This is a genomic window from Microcella sp., from assembly GCF_025808395.1.
GTDB lineage: Bacteria > Actinomycetota > Actinomycetes > Actinomycetales > Microbacteriaceae > Microcella.
This window is the reverse complement of sequence record NZ_CP075524.1, coordinates 1,638,367-1,658,403: the sequence shown is the minus strand read 5'-3', so window position 1 is coordinate 1,658,403 and position 20,037 is coordinate 1,638,367. Positions and strand designations below refer to the sequence as shown.

Here is a 20,037-nt window from a genome sequence, read left to right as displayed (position 1 = left end):
AACGCGCGAGCGGCTGACTCAGACCAGCACGGGAGAGTGCGTCTCGATGCTTACGAGCCACGGCCGCTCGCCCTCGAGCGCGAAGTGCATCACGGTGTACTCCCCGGTCGACAACGCGGCACCTCGACGCAGCTCGGGCGTCACCGCTGCCCCGCCGAGTTCGGCGGCCGCTGCGATGATTTGCGGAATCACCGGGCCGTGGCTGCACAGCACAGTGGTGCGCCGCTTCGCGAGCCTCTTGGCGACGTGAGCCCTCACCCGATCGCCGTCGCTGCTGTAGGCATCTTGACTGATGCTGCGCGAGTGCTTGACGGCGATGTCGGTCAGCGCTGCTGTCGCAGCGATGGTGGCCACGCATCGGGCGGCCGGGCTGCTCACGAGCACCTGAGGGCCGAAGGCGGCCACGCCGCCCGCGACCGAGGCCGACTGCTCGATGCCCTGGTGCAGCAAGGGGCGGGTGTGGTCGGGGCCGTCCCAGCGCTCGTGAGGCATCGCCTTGCCGTGCCGCAGCACGATGAGCGCGAACGTTCGCGCGCGCCCGGCGTCGACCTGGGCGGCGAAGCGCTCGACGACGTCTGCGTCGTGCTCGTAGGTGAGCTTCTTGGCCGCCTTCGTCAGCGGCACCCATTCGAGCGCGAAGATCTCGCCGTTGGCCTCATAGCTGTGGCGTTCGGCGGCGCCGGCGTCGACCTCGGCCGACCAGTAGTGCACGATCTTGTCGCGCCCGTTCGGCAGGGTGTATTCGACGGCGCCGAGCGGCGCACCGAGCACGACGTCGAAGCCCGTCTCTTCAGCGATCTCGCGCACCGCCGTGTGCGGCAGCGTCTCGCCAGGATCGACCTTGCCCTTGGGCAACGACACGTCTTTGTGCTGCGTGCGATGCACGAGCAGGATGCGTGCCTTTCCGTCGACCATCTTCCACACGACAGCGCCGGCCGCCTGCACGATGTCAGGTCGGGTCGTCACCGAGGGCGGCGTCATGCGCGGGCAGCCCCGCCTCGTCGTCGGCTCGCGATCGAACTCATGACGACATTCTGCAGGTCAGCGAGTGGTTCACCCTTCTCATCTTGGTGCACACGCAGCCAATCGCCCGACGGCTGCAGGTGCCACGACGCCGTCGACTCGCTCATCGTGGTGTCGAAGAGCTCGTCGATCTGCGCGAGATGCGCAGCATCGGTGAGCCTGATGAGCGCTTCGATGCGGCGGTCGAGATTGCGGTGCATCATGTCGGCACTGCCGATGAACACCTGCGGGTCGCCATCGTTGTGAAACGCGAAGATGCGCGAATGCTCGAGGTAGCGGCCGAGCACGCTGCGCACGCGGATGGTCTCGCTGAGGCCATCCATGCCCGGAACCAGCGCGCACACGCCCCGCACGGCGATGTCGACGGGCACGCCCGCCTGGCTCGCCCGGTAGAGCGCGTCGATGATGGCTTCGTCGACGAGCGAATTGATCTTGATGCGGATGCCCGCCGGACGCCCCGCGCGGGCATTCTCGGTCTCGGTGCGAATGAGCTTGAGCAGCCCGCGGCGCAGATAGCGAGGGGCGACGAGCATGCGCTTGAACTTCTTCTCGATGGCATAACCCGAGAGCTCGTTGAACAGCCGCGTGAGGTCTTTGCCCACCTGGTCGTCGCTCGTGAACAGCCCCAGGTCTTCGTAGATGCGGCTCGTCTTGGGGTTGTAGTTGCCCGTGCCGATGTGCGCGTAGTGCGCCAGTGTGCCGTCGCTCTCTTGCCGCACCACGAGCGCGAGCTTGCAGTGGGTCTTGAGGCCGACGAGCCCGTAGACCACGTGCACTCCGGCCTTCTCGAGCTTGCGCGCCCACTCGATGTTGTTCTGCTCATCGAACCGCGCCTTGATCTCGACGAGGGCGAGCACGGCCTTGCCCGCCTCGGCGGCGTCGATGAGCGCCTCGATGATGGGGCTGTCGCCGCTCGTGCGGTAGAGCGTCTGCTTGATGGCGAGCACGTTGGGGTCGCGTGCCGCCTGCTCGAGAAACGCCTGCACACTCGTGGCGAACGACTCATAGGGGTGATGCACGAGAATGTCGCCGCGCGAGATGGCGGCGAAGACGTCGGGCGATGAGTTCGGCTCGGCGGGCTGCAGCTGCACGGGCGTGACGGGCACGTGCTTGGGGTACTTCAGGTGGGGGCGATCGAGCTTGCCGATCTCGAAGAGCCCGCCCAGGTCGAGGGGAGCCGGCAGGCGATAGACCTCTTGCTCGGTGATGCCGAGCTCGCGCACGAGCAGTTCGAGAGTGAGGGCATCCATGTCGTCGGTGATCTCGAGGCGGATGGGCGGGCCGAATCGGCGGCGCAGCAGTTCGCGTTCGAGCGCTTGAATGAGGTTCTCGGTCTCGTCTTCTTCGATCTCGACGTCTTCGTTGCGCGTGACGCGAAACTCGTGGTGCTCGAGAATCTGCATGCCGGGAAAGAGCTGGTCGAGGTGATTGCTGATGAGGTCTTCGAGGGTCAGAAACCGCAGTCTGCCCGAGCCGTCGTCTGGCAGCTGCACGAAGCGCGACAGCATCTGCGGCACCTTGAGGCGCGCGAACTCGACCTTCTGCGTCTTCGGGTTGCGCACCCGGATCGACAGGTTGAGCGAGAGGCCCGAGATGTAAGGGAAGGGGTGCGCCGGGTCGACCGCGAGCGGCATGAGCACCGGAAAGATCTGCTGCGTGAAGATCTCGTCGACCCTGGTGCGATCGCTCTCGCTCAAGTCTGCCCACGATTCGATGTGGATCTCGGCGTCGTCGAGCGCGGGCTTCACCAGGTCATGGAAGGCGGCCGCGTGCCGCAGCTGCAGCTCGAGGGCGAGAGCGTTGATGTCGGCGAGCACGTCGGCGGGCGCCCGCCCGGTGTTCGTGGGCACCGCCAGGCCCGTGACGATGCGTCGCTTGAGCCCCGCGACACGCACCATGAAGAACTCGTCGAGGTTGCTCGCGAAGATCGCCAGAAAATTGGCACGCTCGAGCAAGGGCACCGCTGCGTCTTCGGCGAGCTCGAGCACGCGCTGATTGAAGCGCAACCAGCTCAACTCTCGGTCGAGATAGCGCTCGATCGGCAGGGTGCCGTCGTCGATGCTCGTCGACTCGTCGTAGTCGTCGAGAAAGTCGCCGCCGACACCGCCGTCGACCTGGTAGCCGGTGTCTGTCATTCCCGAGTCGTGCATGGCGCCATTGTGTCAGCAATCGCCCAATGGATTCGCGGCAGTTGCAGCACGTTCACCGCCCGTTCACACGGTGCGCGTTTGCTGGCTACGCGACCGTCACAGAGCGTGCGGCGCTGACGACCATGGGGGCGACAGGCATGACCGTGCAGGCACCTGACGCTCTCGCCGTCGTCGATCGGGTGGCCGCAAGGCTCTCGGGCAAGTTCGCGCCGCAGTTCTCTGACGACGTCGTGCACGAGATCGTGCTCGACAGCCTGCGACGCTACCGCCACCTCGATCATCCCTCGCAGCACGCTCGAGCGCTCACCGCGCAGCTCGCCGCCGATCGACTCGAGGCGCTGCGCTGGGTCGAGCACTACCGAGACGCTCCGCGGCCGCCGTCGGTGCTGTTCGTGTGCTCGGGCAACGCGGGGCGCTCGCAGCTCGCGGGGGCGATTCTGCGGGCGACGGCCTCGCCAGAGACCCGCGTGGTCAGCGCGGGCGACACCCCCTCGGCACGCGTGCTTCCCGCAGTGATCGAGACGCTCGACGAGGTGGGGGTCGCGGTCTTCGGCGAGTATCCGAAGCCCGTCGTGCCCGAGTTCATCGCCGCGGCAGACCACATCGTCGTGCTCAACTGCAACGACTCGCTCACCGCGCTCGAGGGCCACCCCTTCCGCACGTGGAGCATCACCCTCGAGAGCACGAGCGGCAAGTCGGGAATTCGGCACACCCGCGACCTCATCGCCTCGCACGTGCGCGAGCTGGCGCTCGAGCTGGGCATCGAGGTGCGACCGCTGTAGACCAGCGCGCGCTCGTCACCCTGCGGCACGCATCACTTCAGTGGGAGCATGGAGTCATGCCCACGACTCTGCCGGTGCCCTCTGGCACTGCGGCGCGGTTTCTCACGGCGCTGCCCCGCTTCGCCTTCTTCACCGGCAAAGGCGGCGTCGGCAAGACCTCGATCGCCTGTGCAGCAGCCATCCACCTCGCCGACGAGGGCGCCAGAGTGCTGCTCGTGAGCACCGACCCCGCGTCGAATGTCGGGCAGGTCTTCGGTGCGACGATCGGCAACGCGATCACCCCCATACCCTCGGTGCCCGGCCTCTCGGCCATCGAGATCGACCCTGAGCAGGCGGCAGAGCAGTACCGCGAGCGCATCGTCGGCCCCGTGCGAGGCCTGCTGCCCGAGGCAGAGCTCGCGAGCATCGTCGAAAGCCTCTCCGGTTCGTGCACGACCGAGATCGCGTCATTCGACGAGTTCACCGGCTTTCTGGCCGACGAGTCGCTGACCGCGCAGTTCGACCACGTCATCTTCGACACCGCGCCGACCGGGCACACCATCCGCCTGCTGCAGCTGCCAGGGTCGTGGACGACCTTTCTCGACGACGGCAAGGGCGACCCCTCGTGCCTCGGCCCCATGGCAGGGCTCGAGCGACAGCGCGAGATGTATGCCGCCGCCGTGCGAGTGCTCGCCGACCCGCAGTCGACACGCATGATTCTGGTGGCGCGAGCCCAGCCATCGTCGCTCGCCGAACTGCATCGCACGCACCACGAACTGGCCGAGATCGGCATGACCGAGGCGCACCTCGTGATCAACGGCGTGCTGCCGCAGCGGGCCGGCGACGAGCCGTTGGCGAGAGCCGTGCGCGACCGCGAGCAGGCCGCGATCGCGGCCATGCCCTCCGGCATCGCCGAGCTGCCGCGAGACCTCATCGACCTTCGCCCCGTGAACATGGTGGGGGTGGATGCTCTGCGCGGGCTGCTCGCACCACCCGCCGCCGAGACGGCAGAGGCGGCGGGGGTCGCGGCGAGCATCCCGAACCTCGAAGCTCACGCACTCGCAGACCGCGGCCTCGCCGCGCTCGTCGACGAGCTCGAGCGCGACGGGCACGGACTCATCATGTGCATGGGCAAAGGCGGGGTCGGCAAGACCACCGTCGCCGCCGCGCTCGCCGTGGCGCTCGCGCACCGGGGCCATGATGTGCATCTGACGACCACCGACCCCGCGGCGCACCTCATCGAGACCCTGCACGGCGACGTCGACCGCCTGACCGTCTCGCGCATCGACCCCGCCGAGTCGACGCGCCTGTACCGCGAGCACGTCATGGCGACGAAAGGGGCCGCTCTCGACGGTGCGGGGCGCGCGGCGCTGGCAGAAGACCTGATGTCGCCGTGCACCGACGAGGTGGCGGTCTTCCAGCAGTTCTCGAAAGTCATCTCGGCCGCGCGCTCGCGCTTCGTCATCGTCGACACCGCGCCGACCGGCCACACGCTGCTGCTGCTCGACGCCACGGGGTCGTACCACCGCGAGATCGCCCGCAACATGCCGGCCGGCATGCACTTCACGACCCCCATGATGCGGCTGCAAGACCCCGCGCTCACCAAGATGATCATCGTGACCCTGGCCGAGACGACCCCCGTGCTCGAAGCGGCAGAGCTGCAGGCAGACCTCGCTCGAGCGGGCATCACGCCCTGGGCGTGGGTCATCAACAACTCGGTCGCTGCGGCGCAGCCCGAGTCGCCGTTCTTGCGCCAGCGCGCACGGGCCGAGCTCGAGCAGATCGACCGCGTGAGAGCCCTCGCCCCGAGGGTCGCCGTGCTGCCGCTGCTCGGCGACGAGCCAGTGGGCGAAGACCGGCTGGCGGCCCTCAGCCGTTAGGCGCCGACGCGGTTCGCGGCCTGCTCGGCGTCGTCTTCGTGCACCGTGAACCGGTAGCCCACATTGCGCACCGTGCCGATGAGCGACTCCATGTCGCCGAGCTTGGCGCGCAAGCGCCGCACGTGCACGTCGACGGTGCGGGTGCCGCCGAAGTAGTCATAGCCCCACACCTCGCTCAGCAGCTGCTCGCGCGTGAACACGCGACTCGGGTGCGTGGCGAAGAACCGCAGCAGCTCGAACTCTTTGAACGTGAGGTCGAGCGTGCGGCCGTGCACCTTCGCCGAATAGCTCGCCTCGTCGATCGTGACCCCCGAGGCGCGGATCATGCTCGACCCCTCGTCGCGCGACTGGCGGCCGACGGCGAGGCGCAGTCGAGCATCCACCTCGGCGGGGCCCGCGGTGTCGAGCAGCACGTCATCGACGCCCCACTCGGCGTTCACCGCTGTGAGGCCGCCCTCGGTGAGCACCACGATGATGGGCGACCCCGCCCCCGTGGCGGTCAGAATCTTGCACAACGACTTCGCGCTCTGCAGGTCTGCCCTGGCGTCGACGATGATGACATCGGCCGGAGGCGCGCCGACGAGCGCAGCGGGCTCGGCCGGAATGCGGCGCACCCGATGACTGAGCAGCCCCAGCGCCGGAAGAACGTCAGTGTTCACCTGCGAGGTCAGGATCAACAGCTGAGCCATTCGTCCTCCACGGTGTCGTGCGTCAGTCTACAAGCGCCCTAGCATGGGGGCATGTCTCGCACCGTCGCGACCGCCCTGCCGGTCTGGCTCGCCGTGATCGCGGCGCTCGTGGTGGTCGCCCTGCTGGTCTCGCCGACCGGGTGGTGGCCGCTGCTGCCCGCCATCGCCGCCGGGTCGGTGCTGCTGACCTTCGTCATCCAGGTGAGCCTGCAGTCGAAAGACGGCCTCGTGATGCGCATGCTCGTCACCATCTCGGGCGTCATGGTGCTCATGATCATCGCCTCGGCGGCCACTCTGCTCGTGCAGGCGTCATTCGGCTCGGCATCGTAGACTGGCGGCATGCTTCTCGCCCTAGAGATCTTCTTCCTCGGCCTGCTCGGGCTGGCGACGCTCGCGATCGGATTCGTTTCGGCAGTGGTGCTCGTCAACCTGTATCGCGGCCAGCGCTGAGCGCGCACGGCGCCGTGTTCTCACTCGACACGAGCCTGCCAGCCGAGCTCGCGCCCCTCGCGTGGCTCGTCGGCGTCTGGGACGGCACCGGAGTGGTGCACTACCGTGACGGCGACCGCGTTCGCGAGCACGAGTTCGGCCAGCGGGTCAGCTTCAGTCACGACGGGCTCAACTACCTGAACTACGCGTCGACGACGTGGCTGCTCGACGACGACAACACGCCCCTCAACGCCGAAGCCGGCTACTGGCGTCTGCACAGGCCGTCGCAGCCCGGCGACCCCGGCCCCGGCATGCTGCCGGGGGAGGGCGCTCGGCCCTTCGCCACCGCCGACGAGGTCGAGACGCTGCGCTCGCCGCAGGGCGGCTTCGAGGTCGAGGTGGCGCTCATCCACCCCGGCGGGGTCAGCGAGCTCTACCTCGGCCACGTCGGCGACGCCCGCATCGATCTGCAGACCGACGCCGTCATGCGCTCGGCGAGCGCCAAAGACTACTCGGCCGCCACGCGCCTCTACGGGCTCGTCGACGGCAAGCTGCTGTGGGCTTGGGATATCGCCGCCCTCGGCAACGACCTGCGCACCCACGCTTCAGGAACCCTGCATCGTGCCGAGTAGCGCCCTGCTGAGTCTGCCGGCCGCCGTCGCGGGCGCGAACGGCATCGTCGCCGACCACTACGGCGACCCCGTCGCAGAGCAGCGGATGCTCGCCGCCGGCCGTGCCATCGTCGACCTCAGCGACCGCGGCGTCGTCACCGTCACCGGCCCCGACCGCCTCACCTGGCTCGACTCGCTCACCTCGCAGTCGCTGACATCACTTGCCCCCGGCCAGTCGGCCGAGACGCTGCTGCTCGACCCGAACGGGCGGCTCGAGCACGCCATGCACGTCATCGACGACGGCGAGGTCGCCTGGCTGCTCGTCGACGGCGCAGCGGCACCCGCCCTCGCCGCGTGGCTCGACCGCATGCGGTTCATGATGCGCGTCGAGGTCGCCGACGTCTCGCCGCAGTGGGCGACGCTCGCCCAACTGCTGCCCCTCGACGCCGAGCCGCTCGTCGCACCGGCCGCACCGAACGGGCAGCCCCTGCTCTGGCGCGACCCCTGGGTGTCGGTGCAGAGCGGCGGGTGGCAGTATGCGGCCGAGAGCGAGCATCCGGCAGCGCAGTTCGACGTCGTCGAGCTGCTCGTCGAACGTGCACGCCTCGCCGAGATCGCCGACGCGGTGCGGGCCGCAGCGCTCGCAGTGGCGGGGGCGCTCGCTCTCGAAGCACTGCGCATCGCAGCGTGGCGCCCGCGGTTCGGCACCGAGGTCGACGACCGCACGATTCCGCACGAGCTCGACTGGTTGCGCTCGGCAGTGCACCTCGCCAAAGGCTGTTACCGCGGTCAAGAGACCGTCGCAAAGGTGCACAACCTCGGGCACCCGCCGCGCAGGCTCGTCATGCTGCACCTCGACGGCTCAGACGCCCTGCTGCCCGGGCACGGCGCCCCTGTCATGCTCGAGGGCGCGGCTGTCGGCGTTGTCACGTCGAGCGCTCGGCACCACGAGCTCGGGCCGATTGCGCTCGCCGTCGTCAAGCGCTCGCTCGACCCTTCTGCGGCCCTCACCGTCGAGGTCGACGGGGTGCCGATCGCCGCAGCGCAGCAGGTGATCGTGCCGCCAGACGCGGGGGCCACCGCCGGGGTTCCGCGCCTTCCGCGCCTCGGCGCCGTCACCCGCCCGAGCTGACGCCGCCGACATGAGCCGGCACGGTGATTCGCTGCGGCGACTCGAGCGCAGCATCCGTCGGCGAATGGATGCTCGCGACGCGCTCGACCGCGTCGTGCGCTCGCTGCCCGCCGTCGTGCAGATCGTCGTCGCCTCGACAGCCGCCTACCTCATCGCCCGCAGCCTGCTCGGGCACGAGCTGCCGCTCGTCGCCGTCACCGTGACGATCATCTCGCTCGGCATCGCGCGCGACGCCACCCCGCGGCGCGTCGCCGAGACCGTCGTCGGCATCAACATCGGCATCGTCGTCGCCGCGCTGCTCGTGCAGGTGATCGGCCAAGGGGCCTGGCAGATCGCCGTGATACTCGGCGTCACCCTCATCGTCGCCAGGGCGGTGTCGCCCTCCGCGCCCTTCGCGATCGCGGCCGCCGTGCAGTCGATGCTCGTCGCCGTGCTGCCCGCACCCGATGGCGGAGTCTTCGCTCGCAGCCTCGACGGGCTCATCGGCGGCATCATGGCGCTGCTCGTCACCGCGCTCATCCCGCGCTTCGACCTCGTGCGCCAGCGCGGCGAAGGCACCGCCCTCTTCTCGCTGCTCGATCAGGCGCTCACGGGGGTGCGCGACGCCCTCCGGTCGGCCGACCCCGCGGCGGCCGAACTGGCCCTCGCCCGCAGTCGCCGCACGCAGTCGCTTCTCGACGAGTGGGGTCACTCGCTCGAGAGCGCGCGCGGTGTGGCCGCCGTGTCGCCCTGGCTGCGATCGCGCCGCGCGCGACTGGCCGACGAGCAACGGCTGCTCGGCGTCGCCGACCTGACGACGCGGCACGTGCGCGCGATCGCGCGTCGCGTCGACGTGCTCGTGCGCGACGGCGGCCCCCGCCCGCTGCTGGCCGAGCTCGTCGACTCGGCGGCCGCCGTGGTGCGGCTGCTCGGCCGCAGTCGAGACGACGAGGCGGCGCGGTATGCCGCCCGCGGAGTCGCCACGGTGCTCGCCGGCCGGTGCACTCCCGCGGCCGTCGACGGGGTCGCCGACCAGGTGGTCATCGTGCTGCTGCGCCCCCTCGTGTTCGACACGCTCGTGCACCTTGGCCTGCCGCCCGATGAGGCGCGCGCCCTGCTGCCCCCGCTCTAAGGTGTGCTGACTGCCGCCCCGGGGGCCGTCGAGCGTGAGGCCCGGCTCCGCTGCCCGGTACGCACGGTGCACCTTCACCAGACTCCCGAAGTGTAGGAACCTGTCGAGCGCGACCTCGGCGGCTTCCTACAGTTCGGGAGTCTGCCGAGTGCGGGCACCGGGCGCGACGGCAGACCAGTCGACGGTCAGCTCGCCGAGCCTCCAGCGGGCGACGCCGCCGCGCACGGGCCACCCGGCATCGCGCAGCCCGCGCACCGCGGCGATGAACCGCTGCCGGGGCGAGAAGGTGGCGAGCGGGGCGTTGCGCGCCCACTGCGCGTCGAGTTCGCGCAGCAGCGCGTGCACCCCCTCGCCGGGCACATTGCGATGGATGAGCGCCTTCGGCAGCCGTTCGGCCACGATCGAGGGATGCTCGACCGAGGCCAGGTGCAGCGACACCGTGAGCGTGCGCGGGCCGTCGGGGTCGAGCGACACCCAGCTCGCGACGCGTCCGACTTCGTTGCACGTCGCGTCGAGCAGCAGCCCGCCGGGCTGCAGCCGCGACTGCATGAGCGCCCACGCCGCGGGCACATCGGCTTCGTCGTACTGCCGCAGCACGTTGGCGGCGCGGATGACGGCCGGCCGGGCATCCGCGTCGAGGGGTATCTCGAAGCCGCCGCGTCGAAAACTGAGCCCATCCTGCGCATAGGCGGCGGCAGCGCGCACCCGCTCGGGGTCGATCTCGATGCCGACCACGCGCACGTCGGGGCGCACGGGGCGCAGCCGTTCGAGCAGTTCGAGGGGGGTCCAGTGCGCTGCGCCGTAGCCGAGGTCGACGACGAGCGGGTCGGTCGCGCGACGCAGGGCGGGGTGCGCGGCGATGAAACGGTCGATGCGGCGCAGTCGGTTCACGCCGGTGGTGCCGCGCGTGATGTGCCCCTCAACCATGCGCTCATTCTCGCGCGGCGCCGCTCGCTAGGCTGGAGGCATGACGCACACGCTGATCTTGCTTCGCCACGGCCACTCTGTCTGGAACGAGAAGAACATCTTCACCGGCTGGGTCGACGTGGGGCTCACCGAGCAGGGCAGGGTCGAGGCGCGGCGCGCCGGCGAGCTGATCGCCGAGTCGGGCCTGGCTCCGACGATGCTCTACACGAGCCTGCTGAAGCGAGCGATTCACACCGCGAATCTGGCGCTCGAGGTGGCCGACCTCGACTGGCTGCCGGTCAAGCGCAGCTGGCGCCTCAACGAGCGGCACTACGGCTCGCTGCAGGGGCTCAACAAGGCCGAGACGCTCGCGCAGCACGGCGAAGAGCTCTTCATGACGTGGCGGCGCAGCTTCGATACGCCGCCGCCTCCGCTCGACGACGACGCCGAGTACAGCCAGGTGCACGACGTGCGCTACGCAGACATCGACGGCGAGGTGCCGCGCACTGAGAGCCTCAAGCTGGTCATCGACCGGATGCTCCCCTACTGGCAGAGCGACATCACACGCGATCTTGCCGAGGGCCGAACGGTGCTCGTGGTGGCGCACGGCAATTCGCTGCGGGCGCTCGTGAAGCACCTCGATGGCATCGCCGATGGCGCGATCGCCGAGCTCAACATTCCGACGGGCATTCCGCTCGTCTACGAGCTGGGCGACGACTTCATGCCCGTGAAGCCGGCCGAGTACCTCGACCCAGAAGCTGCGGCGGCCGGTGCGGCTGCCGTGGCGGCGCAGGGCAAGAAGTAGGGCTCAGTCGTCGGCCTGAACCCAGTCGCCGGTCGCGAGGTACTGCACCTTCTTGGCGATCGACACGGCGTGGTCGGCGAACCGCTCGTGGTAGCGGGAGGCGAGCGTCGCGTCGACGGTGTCGACGGCTTCGCCCTTCCAGCTCTCGCCGAGCACCTTGTCGAACACGCTGAGGTGCAGCGCGTCGATCTTGTCGTCTTCATCGCGAATGTATTCGGCGATCGAGAGGTCTTCGGTCTCGAGCAGCTCGACGAGCTTGCGCGCGATCTCGACGTCGAGAGCGCCCATCTCTTTGAAGGTGCCGCGCAGGCTCTTGGGCACCACCTTGTCAGGAAAGCGGTAGCGGGCGAGCTGCGCGATGTGCTCTGACATGTCGCCCATGCGCTCGAGCGATGCACTGATGCGCAGCGCGCTCACGACGACGCGCAGGTCGCGCGCGACGGGCTGCTGGCGGGCGAGAATGTTGATGGCCAGCTCGTCGAGCTCGGCGGCGGCGGCGTCGATCTTGGCGTCATCGCTGATGACGGTCTCGGCGAGCGAGACGTTCGACTCGTTGAAGGCGCGGGTCGCATTGTCGATCGAGTCGGCGACGAGGCCCGCGATCTCGACGAGGCGCTCGCGCACCTCGCGCAACTCTTGCTGGAATACTTCGCGCATTGGAGTACATCCTCATTTCTGGTGGGGCACTGTCGCAGTCCCCTTCACAGTCCCGTTCGGCGGTGAACGGTACGTGGCCCACAGGTGAACTCTGGGTCTTCGGTGCCGATTGCGGTCGCATCACGGCTTTTCGACGCTCACCCGGTCACTAATCTAGTGCTCATGGACTCGGCACTGCTCGTGCCCCTCGCTCTCACCCTCGGGGTGACGATCGGGGCGGGAGCCGTCGCGACCGTCGTGGCGGCGGCTCGGCGGGGGCGAATGGCCGCCGAGGTGGCGTCGACCACGGTGCCCGATGGGGTCGACCAAGTGGTCGAGGCGCTCGAGTCTGCCGGGGTCGTGCTCGACTACAGCAACAGTGTCGTGAAGGCCTCGCCCGGCGCCCTGGCCCTCGGGCTGGTCTGGCACCGCACGCTCGTGCACGCTCGACTGGTCGAGCTGGTCGAGCGAGTGCGACGCAGCGGCGAGCCGCTCACCGAAGAGGTCGAGTTGAGCCGCGGGCCCCTGGGCGACGCGGCCCTGCACCTCTCGGTGCGGGTCGCCCGTCTGGGCAGCCGTTTCGTGCTGCTGCTCGCCGAAGACCGCACCGAATCTCATCGGCTCGACGCGGTGCGTCGAGACTTCGTCGCCAACATCAGCCACGAGTTGAAGACTCCGATCGGGGCGATCGGTCTGCTGAGCGAGGCGCTCGGCCACGCCGCCGAAGATCCGGTGCAGGTGCGACGCTTCGCCGACCAGCTCCACAAAGAGTCAGAGCGGCTCGCGAGCATGACGCAAGAGATCATCGAGTTGTCTCGACTGCAGGCCAAAGACGCCCTCAGCCATCCTGAGATGGTCGAGATCGACGCGGTGGTCGCGGCGGCGATCGACCAGAACCGCGTGCTGGCAGACGCCCACCGCATCACCCTCGCGAGCGGCGGCGAGCGCGGCCTGCGGGTGTGGGGCGATGAGACCATGCTCATCACCGCGGTGCACAACCTCATCGCGAACGCCGTGCAGTACTCGCCCTCGCCCTCGCGCGTGGGGGTGGGGGTCATCGCCACCGACGACATCATCGAGATCGCCGTCACCGACCAGGGCATCGGTATTCCCGAAGACGAGCTCGACCGCGTCTTCGAGCGCTTCTTCAGAGTCGATCAGGCTCGCTCTCGCGCCACGGGCGGCACAGGGCTGGGCTTGAGCATCGTCAAGCACGTGGTGCAGAACCACGGCGGCGATGTTCGGGTCTGGTCGCAACCCGGCCGTGGCTCTACGTTCACCATCCGCCTGCCGCGCGTCGACCAGCCGGCACCGACTCCCCTGAAGGCACGCACATGACCCGCATTCTCATTGTCGAAGACGAGCCGGCGCTGTCTGAGCCGCTCTCATACCTGTTGACCCGCGAAGGCTACGAGACCACCGTGGTCGACGACGGGCTCGCCGCGGTGTCGACGTTCGAGCAATCGGGCGCCGACCTCGTGCTGCTCGACCTCATGCTGCCGGGCATGTCGGGCACCGAGGTGTGCCGCGAGCTGCGGCAGCGCTCGAGTGTGCCGATCATCATGCTGACGGCGAAAGACAGCGAGGTCGACATCGTCGTGGGGCTCGAGCTGGGGGCAGACGACTACGTCACGAAGCCGTACTCGACTCGCGAACTGCTCGCGCGCATCCGGGCGGTGCTGCGTCGTCAGACCGACGACAGCGACATCGATGACGGCGTGCTCACGGCGGGCACGGTGCGCATGGATGTCGACAAGCACCAGGTGACGGTCGAGGGCCGCGAGATCGCGATGCCGCTGAAAGAGTTCGAGCTGCTCGAACTGCTGCTGCGCAACGCCGGGCGCGTGCTGACGCGCGGTCAGCTCATCGACCGCGTGTGGGGTGCCGACTACTTCGGTGACACGAAGACGCTCGATGTGCACGTCAAGCGCATCCGGTCGAAGATCGAGACCGACCCCTCGAATCCGCAGATGCTCGTCACCGTGCGCGGACTCGGCTACCGCTTCGAAGACTGATGTCGCTGGATCTGACGCGGGCTCAGGGAACGAACAGCTCGTACTCGGGCAGGCTGCCGTCGAGCACGGGCACGAGAACCTCGACGCCGGGTGCCGTTCCGTAGCTGAAGAAGAGCGGCACGAGCCCGCCGATCACGTCGGTGCTGCCCGTGACAAGCACCTGATCTTGGTCGGGGCCGCCGAACGCAGTGCGCCCATTGGCGTTCACGAACATCGACTCGGTAATGCGCTCGCCGCCCGAGGCCCACTGCACCGAGAGCCGTCGATCACTGTCAGAACGGTTCACGATGGTCACGACGAGGCTGAGGTTCTCGGGGTCGTCACCGATGAGCATGGCGTTGCGGATGAGCAGATCGCCCACCTCGGCGCCGACGCCGTCGCTCGGGTCGTAGACCTTCTGGGTCGCGATCGGCGAGAAGAACGTGCACCCCGTCGTTCCGATGAGCAGGGCTGCCGCGAGCGCGATCGAAGCCGCGAGCCGAGATTTCACGAATAGCCTCCAGATGTGCGCGCCGAGTACCCCTCTAGTCTAGCCAGCCCCGAGGGCGGCGGCGGCCCCGAGGGGCCCGCCTCGGCCCTCCATGCTGTGAGATCGCTGTGGTAGACTGGAGGTTCTGCGGAAGGACCACCATCCATGCTTTTCCAGGTCGGCGAGACTGTCGTCTACCCCCATCACGGGGCTGCCACGATCATCGAAGTCAAGAACCGAACCATCCGAGGTGAAGAGAAGCTCTACCTCAAGCTCAACGTCACGCAAGGCGACTTGACGATCGAGGTTCCGGCCGAGAACGTCGACCTCGTCGGCGTTCGCGACGTGATCGGGCAAGAGGGCCTCGACAAGGTGTTCGAGGTGCTGCGCGCCCCCTTCACCGAAGAGCCCACCAACTGGTCGCGCCGCTACAAGGCCAACCTCGAGAAGCTCGCCTCGGGCGACGTCATCAAGGTGTCTGAAGTGGTGCGCGACCTGTGGCGCCGCGACCAAGATCGCGGGCTCAGCGCGGGCGAGAAGCGCATGCTCGCGAAGGCCCGTCAGATTCTGATCAGTGAGCTCGCTCTCGCCGAGAAGACCGACGAAGAGAAGGCCTCGACGGTTCTCGACGAGGTTCTCGCCTCGTAGCCCACTGCTCGTGACCGAGCTCGCTGTCGGTGCGCCGCGGCTCGCCGTGGTCGTCGTCGCTGCAGGCAGCGGAACCCGCCTCGGTCGTGCCGAGCCGAAGGCATTCGTGCCGGTCGGCGGCCGCACACTGCTCGAGCACGCTCTCGATGCCGTCTTCGCGATGCCCGAGCCGGCCCACGTGGTCGTCGTGGCGCCCTCGTCGCACCGCGACGAGGCAGCGGCCATCGCGCGGCGCTCGGCCGGCCCGGCGCGCGACTCGGTCACCGTCGTCGTCGGCGGCGACAGCCGGCTCGCGTCGGTGCGTGCGGGTGTCAGCGCCGTCACGCCGGGCGTCGAGACCGTGCTCATTCATGACGCGGCACGCGCCTTCACCCCCGTCGACGTCTTCGAGCGCGTGGTCGCACGAGTGCGCGACAGCGCTGGGGGAGTGATTCCCGCACTGCCCGTCGTCGACACCATTGCGCGCCGCGACCCCGACGGCGCGGTCGTCGAGCAGGTCGATCGCGCCGAGCTCGCGTCGATCCAGACGCCTCAGGGTTTTCCGCTCGACGCGTACCGCGCCGCGCTCGAGTCGGTGCAGCCCGATGCCGAGCACACTGACGATGCGAGCGTGTATGCCTCGGCAGGGCATCCCGTTGTGACGGTGCTCGGTGACGACCGCGCGTTCAAGGTGACCACTCCGTGGGATCTCAGGCGGGCGCAGCAGCTCGTCAGCGACGACAGGCCCTCGGTGCGCACGGGTGTCGGCATCGACGTGCACGCCTACGACGATGCGCGACCCCTGTGGCTCGGCGGGCTGTACTGGCCAGACGAACCCGGGCTCGCCGGCCACAGCGACGGCGACGCGATCAGTCACGCGGTGTGCGACGCACTGCTGTCTGCCGCCGGCCTGGGCGACATCGGGTCGCGATTCGGGGTGGACGACCCTCGGTTCACGGATGCCCGGGGTGAGGTCTTTCTCACCGCGACCCTCGACCTGCTGCGCGACGCGGGGTTCGACGTGGTGAACGTCGCGGTGCAGGTGGTCGCCCAGCGACCGCGCTTCGCCGCCCGCAGGCACGAGGTCGAGGCGCTGCTCAGCCGCGTGCTCGGCGCTCCCGTGAGCGTCGCCGCGACGACAAGCGACGGTCTCGGCTTCACCGGCCGCGCCGAAGGTGTCGCCGCGATCGCGACCGCGCTGCTGCGGTCATAGACCCCGCCGGTAGGCTTACCCGGTGACCGTGCGCCTCTACGACAGCCTGCAGCAGGCCGTCGTCGACCTCGAAACACGGGTCGACGGTCACGTCGGCATGTACGTGTGCGGGCCGACGGTGCAGTCGGCACCCCACATCGGCCACCTGCGCAGCGCACTCGCCTACGACCTGTGGCGCCGATGGTTGACGGCCAGGGGCTACACGGTGACCTTCATTCGCAACGTCACCGACATCGACGACAAGATTCTGGCCGCCGAGACGCCAGACGAGCCGTGGTACGCCGTGGCATACCGGGTCGAGCTCGACTTCACCGCCGGGTATCGTGCTCTCGGCATTCTGCCGCCCACCTACGAGCCGAGGGCGACGGCGAGCATCGAGCAGATGCACGCCATCATCGCCGAGCTCATCGAGCGCGGCCACGCCTACCCGGCCGACGACGCCAGCGGCGACGTCTACTTCGACGTGCGCAGCTGGCCGCGGTACGGCGAGCTCACGAGGCAGAGCCCCGACGACATGGAAGACGCGGGCGATGCCCCGCCGCGCGCCAAGCGCGACCCGCGCGATTTCGCCCTCTGGAAGGGCGCCAAGCCCGACGAGCCGTCGAGCGCGCACTGGAACTCGCCGTGGGGTCGAGGTCGGCCCGGGTGGCACATCGAGTGCTCGGCCATGGCCGCCCGCTATCTCGGCGAGGCGTTCGACATTCACGGCGGCGGGCTCGATCTGCGTTTTCCGCACCACGAGAACGAGCTCGCGCAGTCGAGCGCGGCTGGTCATGGCTTCGCGCGGCACTGGGTTCACAACGGCCTCGTCACGGTCGGCGGGCAGAAGATGTCGAAGTCGCTCGGCAACTCGGTGTTCGCGGCCGACCTGCTCGCGACTCATCGACCCGCTGTCGTGCGCTACTGGCTCGGGTCTGCGCACTACCGCTCGACGATCGACTACACCCCGACCTCGCTCGACGAGGCGCGCGAGGCGCTCGGCCGCATCGAGTCGTTTCGCGCACGGGCCCGCAAGCGGCTCGACACCCCAGCGACCACCGAGGCCGCCTCGATCGATGACAGAGTGCCCGCCGGGTTCGCCGCTGCACTCGATGACGACCTCGCGGTGCCGCACGCGCTCGCCGTGCTGCACGAGACGGTTCGTGCGGGCAATTCGGCGCTCGATGCGGGCGACGACGCGGCGGTCGAGGCAGCGCTCACGGCGGTCGAGGCGATGGTCGACGTGCTGGGTCTCGACGACGCGGCCGAGCATCCTGATGCAGCTGCGTCGGCGAGGCGGGCCCTTGCGCACCTGGTGGAACGGATGCTCGCCGAGCGTCGCGCCGCCCGCGAGTCGCGCGACTTCGCCACCGCAGACCGCATTCGTGACGACTTTGCCGCGGCCGGCATCGTGCTCGAAGACACACCGACGGCAACCGACTGGAGTATCGATGGCTAAGCCAGGGCGCCCCGGCGCCAGCAAGAAGAAGAAGGGCCCCACGGTGGGGTCGGGCGGCCAAGGCAGGCAGGCGCTCGAGGGTCGTGGGCCGACCCCGAAGGCCGAAGACCGCTCGTGGCACCCGGCGGGCAAGCGCAAGGCGGCGAACGATCGGCTCGCAGCCGCGCGTTCGCGCTCCGGCGGGTCGGGCAGCAGCGGCGGCGGCCAGCAGGGCCGGGCGCGCTCGCCGAAGAAGAACAACGACTCAGAGGTCGTGAGCGGCCGCAACTCGGTGCTCGAGGCACTGCGCGCGAAGGTGCCGGCGAGCACGCTCTACATCGCCTCGCGCATCGAGATGGACGACCGCGTGAAAGAGTCGCTCTCGCTCGCGACGAAGCGCGGCATCGCGGTGCTCGAGATCATGCGCCCCGAGCTCGACCGCATGACGGGTGAGAACTCGGTCAACCAGGGCATCGCGATCACCGTGCCGGCGTACGAGTACGCGCATCCGCTCGATCTCGTGTCACGCGCGATCGACCGCGGGCAGACGCCCCTGCTGGTGGCGCTCGATGGTGTGACAGATCCGCGCAATCTGGGTGCGATCATCCGGTCGACGGCGGCGTTCGGAGGCCACGGCGTCATCGTGCCGCAGCGTCGCTCGGTCGGCGTGACGGCGGCGGCGTGGAAGACGTCGGCGGGTGCCGCGGCCCGCACCCCCGTCGCCATGGCGCCGAACCTCACGCAGACCCTCAAGTCGATGAAGGCCGAGGGGGTCTTCGTGCTCGGTCTCGACGGCGACGGCGACATGATGCTGCCCGACCTCGAGCTCGCCGATCGCCCTCTGGTCATCGTCGTGGGCAGCGAGGGCAAAGGCCTCTCTCGGCTCGTCACCGAGACCTGCGACGCGATCGTGTCGATTCCGATCTCGGCGGCGACCGAGTCGCTCAACGCCGGCATCGCGGCGAGCGTCGCGCTGTATGAGGTGTCGCGGAGGCGTTCGGCGTTGTAGCGGGCAGACGCCCGTGTGTATTCTCACAGTGTTCACCTTTACTGAACGCTTGAGGAGTCGGCGATGGAGCTGCAAGACCTGACGATCGCTGTCGTCGGAACCGGCGCGGTCGGCGCGTCGGTGAGCGCCGACCTCGTGCGTGCGGGCCTCGATGTGACGCTCATCGATCAATGGCCCGCCCACGTCGAGGCGATGCGCAGTGATGGCCTCACCGTCGACGTGCTCGGCGACGTGCAGGTGACAGAGGTTCGAGCGCTTCACGTGTGCGAGGTGGCCGAACTGCGCGAGACCTACGACCTGGTGTTTACCGGCGTCAAGACCTACGACACGCGATGGGTCGCCGAACTCATGCGCCCGCTCATGCGCCCCGACTCGGTGTTTGTCGGCCTGCAGAACGGGATGACCATCGATCACAGTGCCGAGATCGTCGGCGCCGACCGCACGATCGGCTGCGCGATGGGAATCGCGGCGAACATGCCAGAGCCGGGCCTCGTGCGACGCCAGGTCGCGCCCGAGAACACGTGGTTCTCGATCGGCACCCTCTCGGGTGACCGCACCAGTCGCCTCGAGGATGTCGCCGGAGTGCTGGCGCATGCGGCCGCGGTCGAGGTGACCAGCGATATCCGCTCGGCGAAGTGGATGAAGCTGATGGCCAACATTCCTGAGATGCTGCCGTCGGCGCTGCTCGGGGTGCCGCTGCTCGAGGCAGCCGGCATGAGCGGTGTTCGCCCTGTCATGGACGCGATGTCGCGCGAGGCCTATGCGCTGGCAGTCGACCTCGGCATCACCATGCGGCCCAGTCTCGGCATCGAGATCGGCGACATGCCGCACGACGATCAGTATGCTCTCGACCTGCTCGATCGGGTGCTCTCGCACTTCTCGCAGCCCGACACCCGCGTGGCGGTGCTGCAAGACTGGCAGAAGGGGCGCCGTGGCGAGTTAGACGCCTTCAGCGGCTACATCGTGCAGAAGCGCGCTGAGCTCGGGGGCAGCGCCCCCGTGAACGAGGCGGTCTTGCGGCTGGCCGAGAGCGTCGAGCGCGGTGAGCTCACTCCGTCTCCGCGCAATGCAGAGCTGCTCATCAGAACCCTCGATCGCTCTTGACAGAGTGCATGCAGTCGCATTGACTATGTTCACTGATGCTTAACGAGACG

20 protein-coding genes are annotated in these 20,037 nt (G+C 68.9%); 14 read left to right on the top strand and 6 right to left on the bottom strand.

Annotated features, from left to right (window positions below; translation table 11 throughout):
• Positions 1 to 18 precede the first annotated feature (18 nt).
• Together KIT89_RS08045 and KIT89_RS08040 are read right to left on the bottom strand one after the other, a co-directional pair.
• Complete coding sequence (locus tag KIT89_RS08045) at positions 19 to 966, bottom strand: NUDIX domain-containing protein (RefSeq protein ID WP_297600064.1); 948 nt, start codon at positions 964 to 966, stop codon at positions 19 to 21.
• 11 nt (positions 967 to 977) lie between these two features.
• Positions 978 to 3,158, bottom strand: a complete 2,181-nt coding sequence (locus KIT89_RS08040; protein WP_297603941.1) for an RNA degradosome polyphosphate kinase — start codon at positions 3,156 to 3,158, stop codon at positions 978 to 980.
• A gap of 152 nt (positions 3,159 to 3,310) precedes the next feature.
• Here KIT89_RS08040 and KIT89_RS08035 point away from each other — a divergent pair, with 152 nt between their 5' ends.
• The gene (locus KIT89_RS08035; protein WP_297600062.1) at positions 3,311 to 3,955 is read left to right on the top strand and encodes a hypothetical protein; all 645 of its coding nucleotides are present in this window, start codon (positions 3,311 to 3,313) and stop codon (positions 3,953 to 3,955) included.
• Between the two features lie 56 nt (positions 3,956 to 4,011).
• Positions 4,012 to 5,814, top strand: coding sequence for an arsenical pump-driving ATPase (gene arsA / locus KIT89_RS08030; protein WP_297600059.1), 1,803 nt, complete (start codon positions 4,012 to 4,014; stop codon positions 5,812 to 5,814).
• Here arsA and KIT89_RS08025 read toward each other — a convergent pair.
• Positions 5,811 to 6,503, bottom strand: a complete 693-nt coding sequence (locus KIT89_RS08025; RefSeq protein WP_297600057.1) for a response regulator transcription factor — start codon at positions 6,501 to 6,503, stop codon at positions 5,811 to 5,813. The two genes, arsA and KIT89_RS08025, sit on opposite strands and share 4 nt — an antisense overlap.
• Positions 6,504 to 6,554: 51 nt before the next feature.
• Between KIT89_RS08025 and KIT89_RS08020 the strand changes: the two genes are divergently transcribed.
• The 4 genes from KIT89_RS08020 to KIT89_RS08005 all read left to right on the top strand — a co-directional run bounded on the left by KIT89_RS08020 (position 6,555) and on the right by KIT89_RS08005 (position 9,786).
• A complete protein-coding gene (locus KIT89_RS08020; protein WP_297600055.1) occupies positions 6,555 to 6,833 on the top strand; it encodes a hypothetical protein in 279 nt (92 codons plus the stop codon).
• A 134-nt stretch (positions 6,834 to 6,967) separates the two neighbouring features.
• A complete protein-coding gene (locus KIT89_RS08015) occupies positions 6,968 to 7,564 on the top strand; it encodes an FABP family protein (protein WP_297600053.1) in 597 nt (198 codons plus the stop codon).
• Positions 7,565 to 7,577: 13 nt separating this feature from the next.
• Complete coding sequence (locus KIT89_RS08010; RefSeq protein WP_297603940.1) at positions 7,578 to 8,675, top strand: glycine cleavage T C-terminal barrel domain-containing protein; 1,098 nt, start codon at positions 7,578 to 7,580, stop codon at positions 8,673 to 8,675.
• 10 nt (positions 8,676 to 8,685) lie between these two features.
• Positions 8,686 to 9,786, top strand: coding sequence for an aromatic acid exporter family protein (locus KIT89_RS08005; RefSeq protein WP_297600049.1), 1,101 nt, complete (start codon positions 8,686 to 8,688; stop codon positions 9,784 to 9,786).
• Between the two features lie 126 nt (positions 9,787 to 9,912).
• Here KIT89_RS08005 and KIT89_RS08000 read toward each other — a convergent pair whose 3' ends face one another.
• Entirely contained in the window at positions 9,913 to 10,713 is an 801-nt protein-coding gene (locus tag KIT89_RS08000; RefSeq protein ID WP_297600046.1) for a class I SAM-dependent methyltransferase, read from the bottom strand.
• Positions 10,714 to 10,753: 40 nt separating this feature from the next.
• Here KIT89_RS08000 and KIT89_RS07995 point away from each other — a divergent pair, with 40 nt between their 5' ends.
• Positions 10,754 to 11,497: a phosphoglyceromutase gene (locus KIT89_RS07995; RefSeq protein WP_297600044.1), complete on the top strand. Its 744-nt coding sequence runs from the start codon at positions 10,754 to 10,756 to the stop codon at positions 11,495 to 11,497.
• Between the two features lie 3 nt (positions 11,498 to 11,500).
• Here the strand turns inward: KIT89_RS07995 and phoU are convergent, their stop codons facing one another.
• Positions 11,501 to 12,154, bottom strand: coding sequence for a phosphate signaling complex protein PhoU (gene phoU / locus KIT89_RS07990; RefSeq protein WP_297600041.1), 654 nt, complete (start codon positions 12,152 to 12,154; stop codon positions 11,501 to 11,503).
• A gap of 162 nt (positions 12,155 to 12,316) precedes the next feature.
• Here phoU and KIT89_RS07985 point away from each other — a divergent pair, with 162 nt between their 5' ends.
• The gene (locus KIT89_RS07985) at positions 12,317 to 13,471 is read left to right on the top strand and encodes an ATP-binding protein (RefSeq protein WP_297600039.1); all 1,155 of its coding nucleotides are present in this window, start codon (positions 12,317 to 12,319) and stop codon (positions 13,469 to 13,471) included.
• A complete protein-coding gene (locus KIT89_RS07980) occupies positions 13,468 to 14,148 on the top strand; it encodes a response regulator transcription factor (protein WP_297600036.1) in 681 nt (226 codons plus the stop codon). The genes KIT89_RS07985 and KIT89_RS07980 overlap by 4 nt, the downstream gene beginning before the upstream one ends.
• 22 nt (positions 14,149 to 14,170) lie before the next feature.
• On the opposite strand, the gene KIT89_RS07975 is transcribed toward KIT89_RS07980, so the two are convergent.
• Complete coding sequence (locus KIT89_RS07975) at positions 14,171 to 14,638, bottom strand: hypothetical protein (protein WP_297600033.1); 468 nt, start codon at positions 14,636 to 14,638, stop codon at positions 14,171 to 14,173.
• A gap of 144 nt (positions 14,639 to 14,782) precedes the next feature.
• Between KIT89_RS07975 and KIT89_RS07970 the strand changes: the two genes are divergently transcribed.
• From KIT89_RS07970 to KIT89_RS07950, 5 genes are all read left to right on the top strand, one after another.
• A complete protein-coding gene (locus KIT89_RS07970; protein ID WP_293171654.1) occupies positions 14,783 to 15,265 on the top strand; it encodes a CarD family transcriptional regulator in 483 nt (160 codons plus the stop codon).
• A 10-nt stretch (positions 15,266 to 15,275) separates the two neighbouring features.
• The gene (gene ispD / locus KIT89_RS07965) at positions 15,276 to 16,457 is read left to right on the top strand and encodes a 2-C-methyl-D-erythritol 4-phosphate cytidylyltransferase (RefSeq protein WP_297600028.1); all 1,182 of its coding nucleotides are present in this window, start codon (positions 15,276 to 15,278) and stop codon (positions 16,455 to 16,457) included.
• A gap of 22 nt (positions 16,458 to 16,479) precedes the next feature.
• Positions 16,480 to 17,895, top strand: coding sequence for a cysteine--tRNA ligase (cysS, locus tag KIT89_RS07960; RefSeq protein WP_297600026.1), 1,416 nt, complete (start codon positions 16,480 to 16,482; stop codon positions 17,893 to 17,895).
• Positions 17,888 to 18,883, top strand: a complete 996-nt coding sequence (gene rlmB, locus KIT89_RS07955; RefSeq protein WP_297600024.1) for a 23S rRNA (guanosine(2251)-2'-O)-methyltransferase RlmB — start codon at positions 17,888 to 17,890, stop codon at positions 18,881 to 18,883. Before cysS ends, rlmB begins: the two co-directional genes overlap by 8 nt.
• 63 nt (positions 18,884 to 18,946) lie before the next feature.
• Positions 18,947 to 19,987, top strand: coding sequence for a ketopantoate reductase family protein (locus KIT89_RS07950; RefSeq protein WP_297600022.1), 1,041 nt, complete (start codon positions 18,947 to 18,949; stop codon positions 19,985 to 19,987).
• Positions 19,988 to 20,037 lie beyond the last annotated feature (50 nt).

What these genes read in the sequence shown, in the direction of transcription:
- KIT89_RS08040 (WP_297603941.1), bottom strand. Translation starts at nt 3,158, where the DNA reads ATGACAGACACCGGCTACCAGGTCGACGGCGGTGTCGGCGGCGACTTT.
- KIT89_RS08035 (WP_297600062.1), top strand. Translation starts at nt 3,311, where the DNA reads ATGACCGTGCAGGCACCTGACGCTCTCGCCGTCGTCGATCGGGTGGCC.
- arsA (WP_297600059.1), top strand. Translation starts at nt 4,012, where the DNA reads ATGCCCACGACTCTGCCGGTGCCCTCTGGCACTGCGGCGCGGTTTCTC.
- KIT89_RS08025 (WP_297600057.1), bottom strand. Translation starts at nt 6,503, where the DNA reads ATGGCTCAGCTGTTGATCCTGACCTCGCAGGTGAACACTGACGTTCTT.
- KIT89_RS08020 (WP_297600055.1), top strand. Translation starts at nt 6,555, where the DNA reads ATGTCTCGCACCGTCGCGACCGCCCTGCCGGTCTGGCTCGCCGTGATC.
- KIT89_RS08005 (WP_297600049.1), top strand. Translation starts at nt 8,686, where the DNA reads ATGAGCCGGCACGGTGATTCGCTGCGGCGACTCGAGCGCAGCATCCGT.
- KIT89_RS08000 (WP_297600046.1), bottom strand. Translation starts at nt 10,713, where the DNA reads ATGGTTGAGGGGCACATCACGCGCGGCACCACCGGCGTGAACCGACTG.
- KIT89_RS07995 (WP_297600044.1), top strand. Translation starts at nt 10,754, where the DNA reads ATGACGCACACGCTGATCTTGCTTCGCCACGGCCACTCTGTCTGGAAC.
- phoU (WP_297600041.1), bottom strand. Translation starts at nt 12,154, where the DNA reads ATGCGCGAAGTATTCCAGCAAGAGTTGCGCGAGGTGCGCGAGCGCCTC.
- KIT89_RS07985 (WP_297600039.1), top strand. Translation starts at nt 12,317, where the DNA reads ATGGACTCGGCACTGCTCGTGCCCCTCGCTCTCACCCTCGGGGTGACG.
- KIT89_RS07980 (WP_297600036.1), top strand. Translation starts at nt 13,468, where the DNA reads ATGACCCGCATTCTCATTGTCGAAGACGAGCCGGCGCTGTCTGAGCCG.
- KIT89_RS07970 (WP_293171654.1), top strand. Translation starts at nt 14,783, where the DNA reads ATGCTTTTCCAGGTCGGCGAGACTGTCGTCTACCCCCATCACGGGGCT.
- rlmB (WP_297600024.1), top strand. Translation starts at nt 17,888, where the DNA reads ATGGCTAAGCCAGGGCGCCCCGGCGCCAGCAAGAAGAAGAAGGGCCCC.
- KIT89_RS07950 (WP_297600022.1), top strand. Translation starts at nt 18,947, where the DNA reads ATGGAGCTGCAAGACCTGACGATCGCTGTCGTCGGAACCGGCGCGGTC.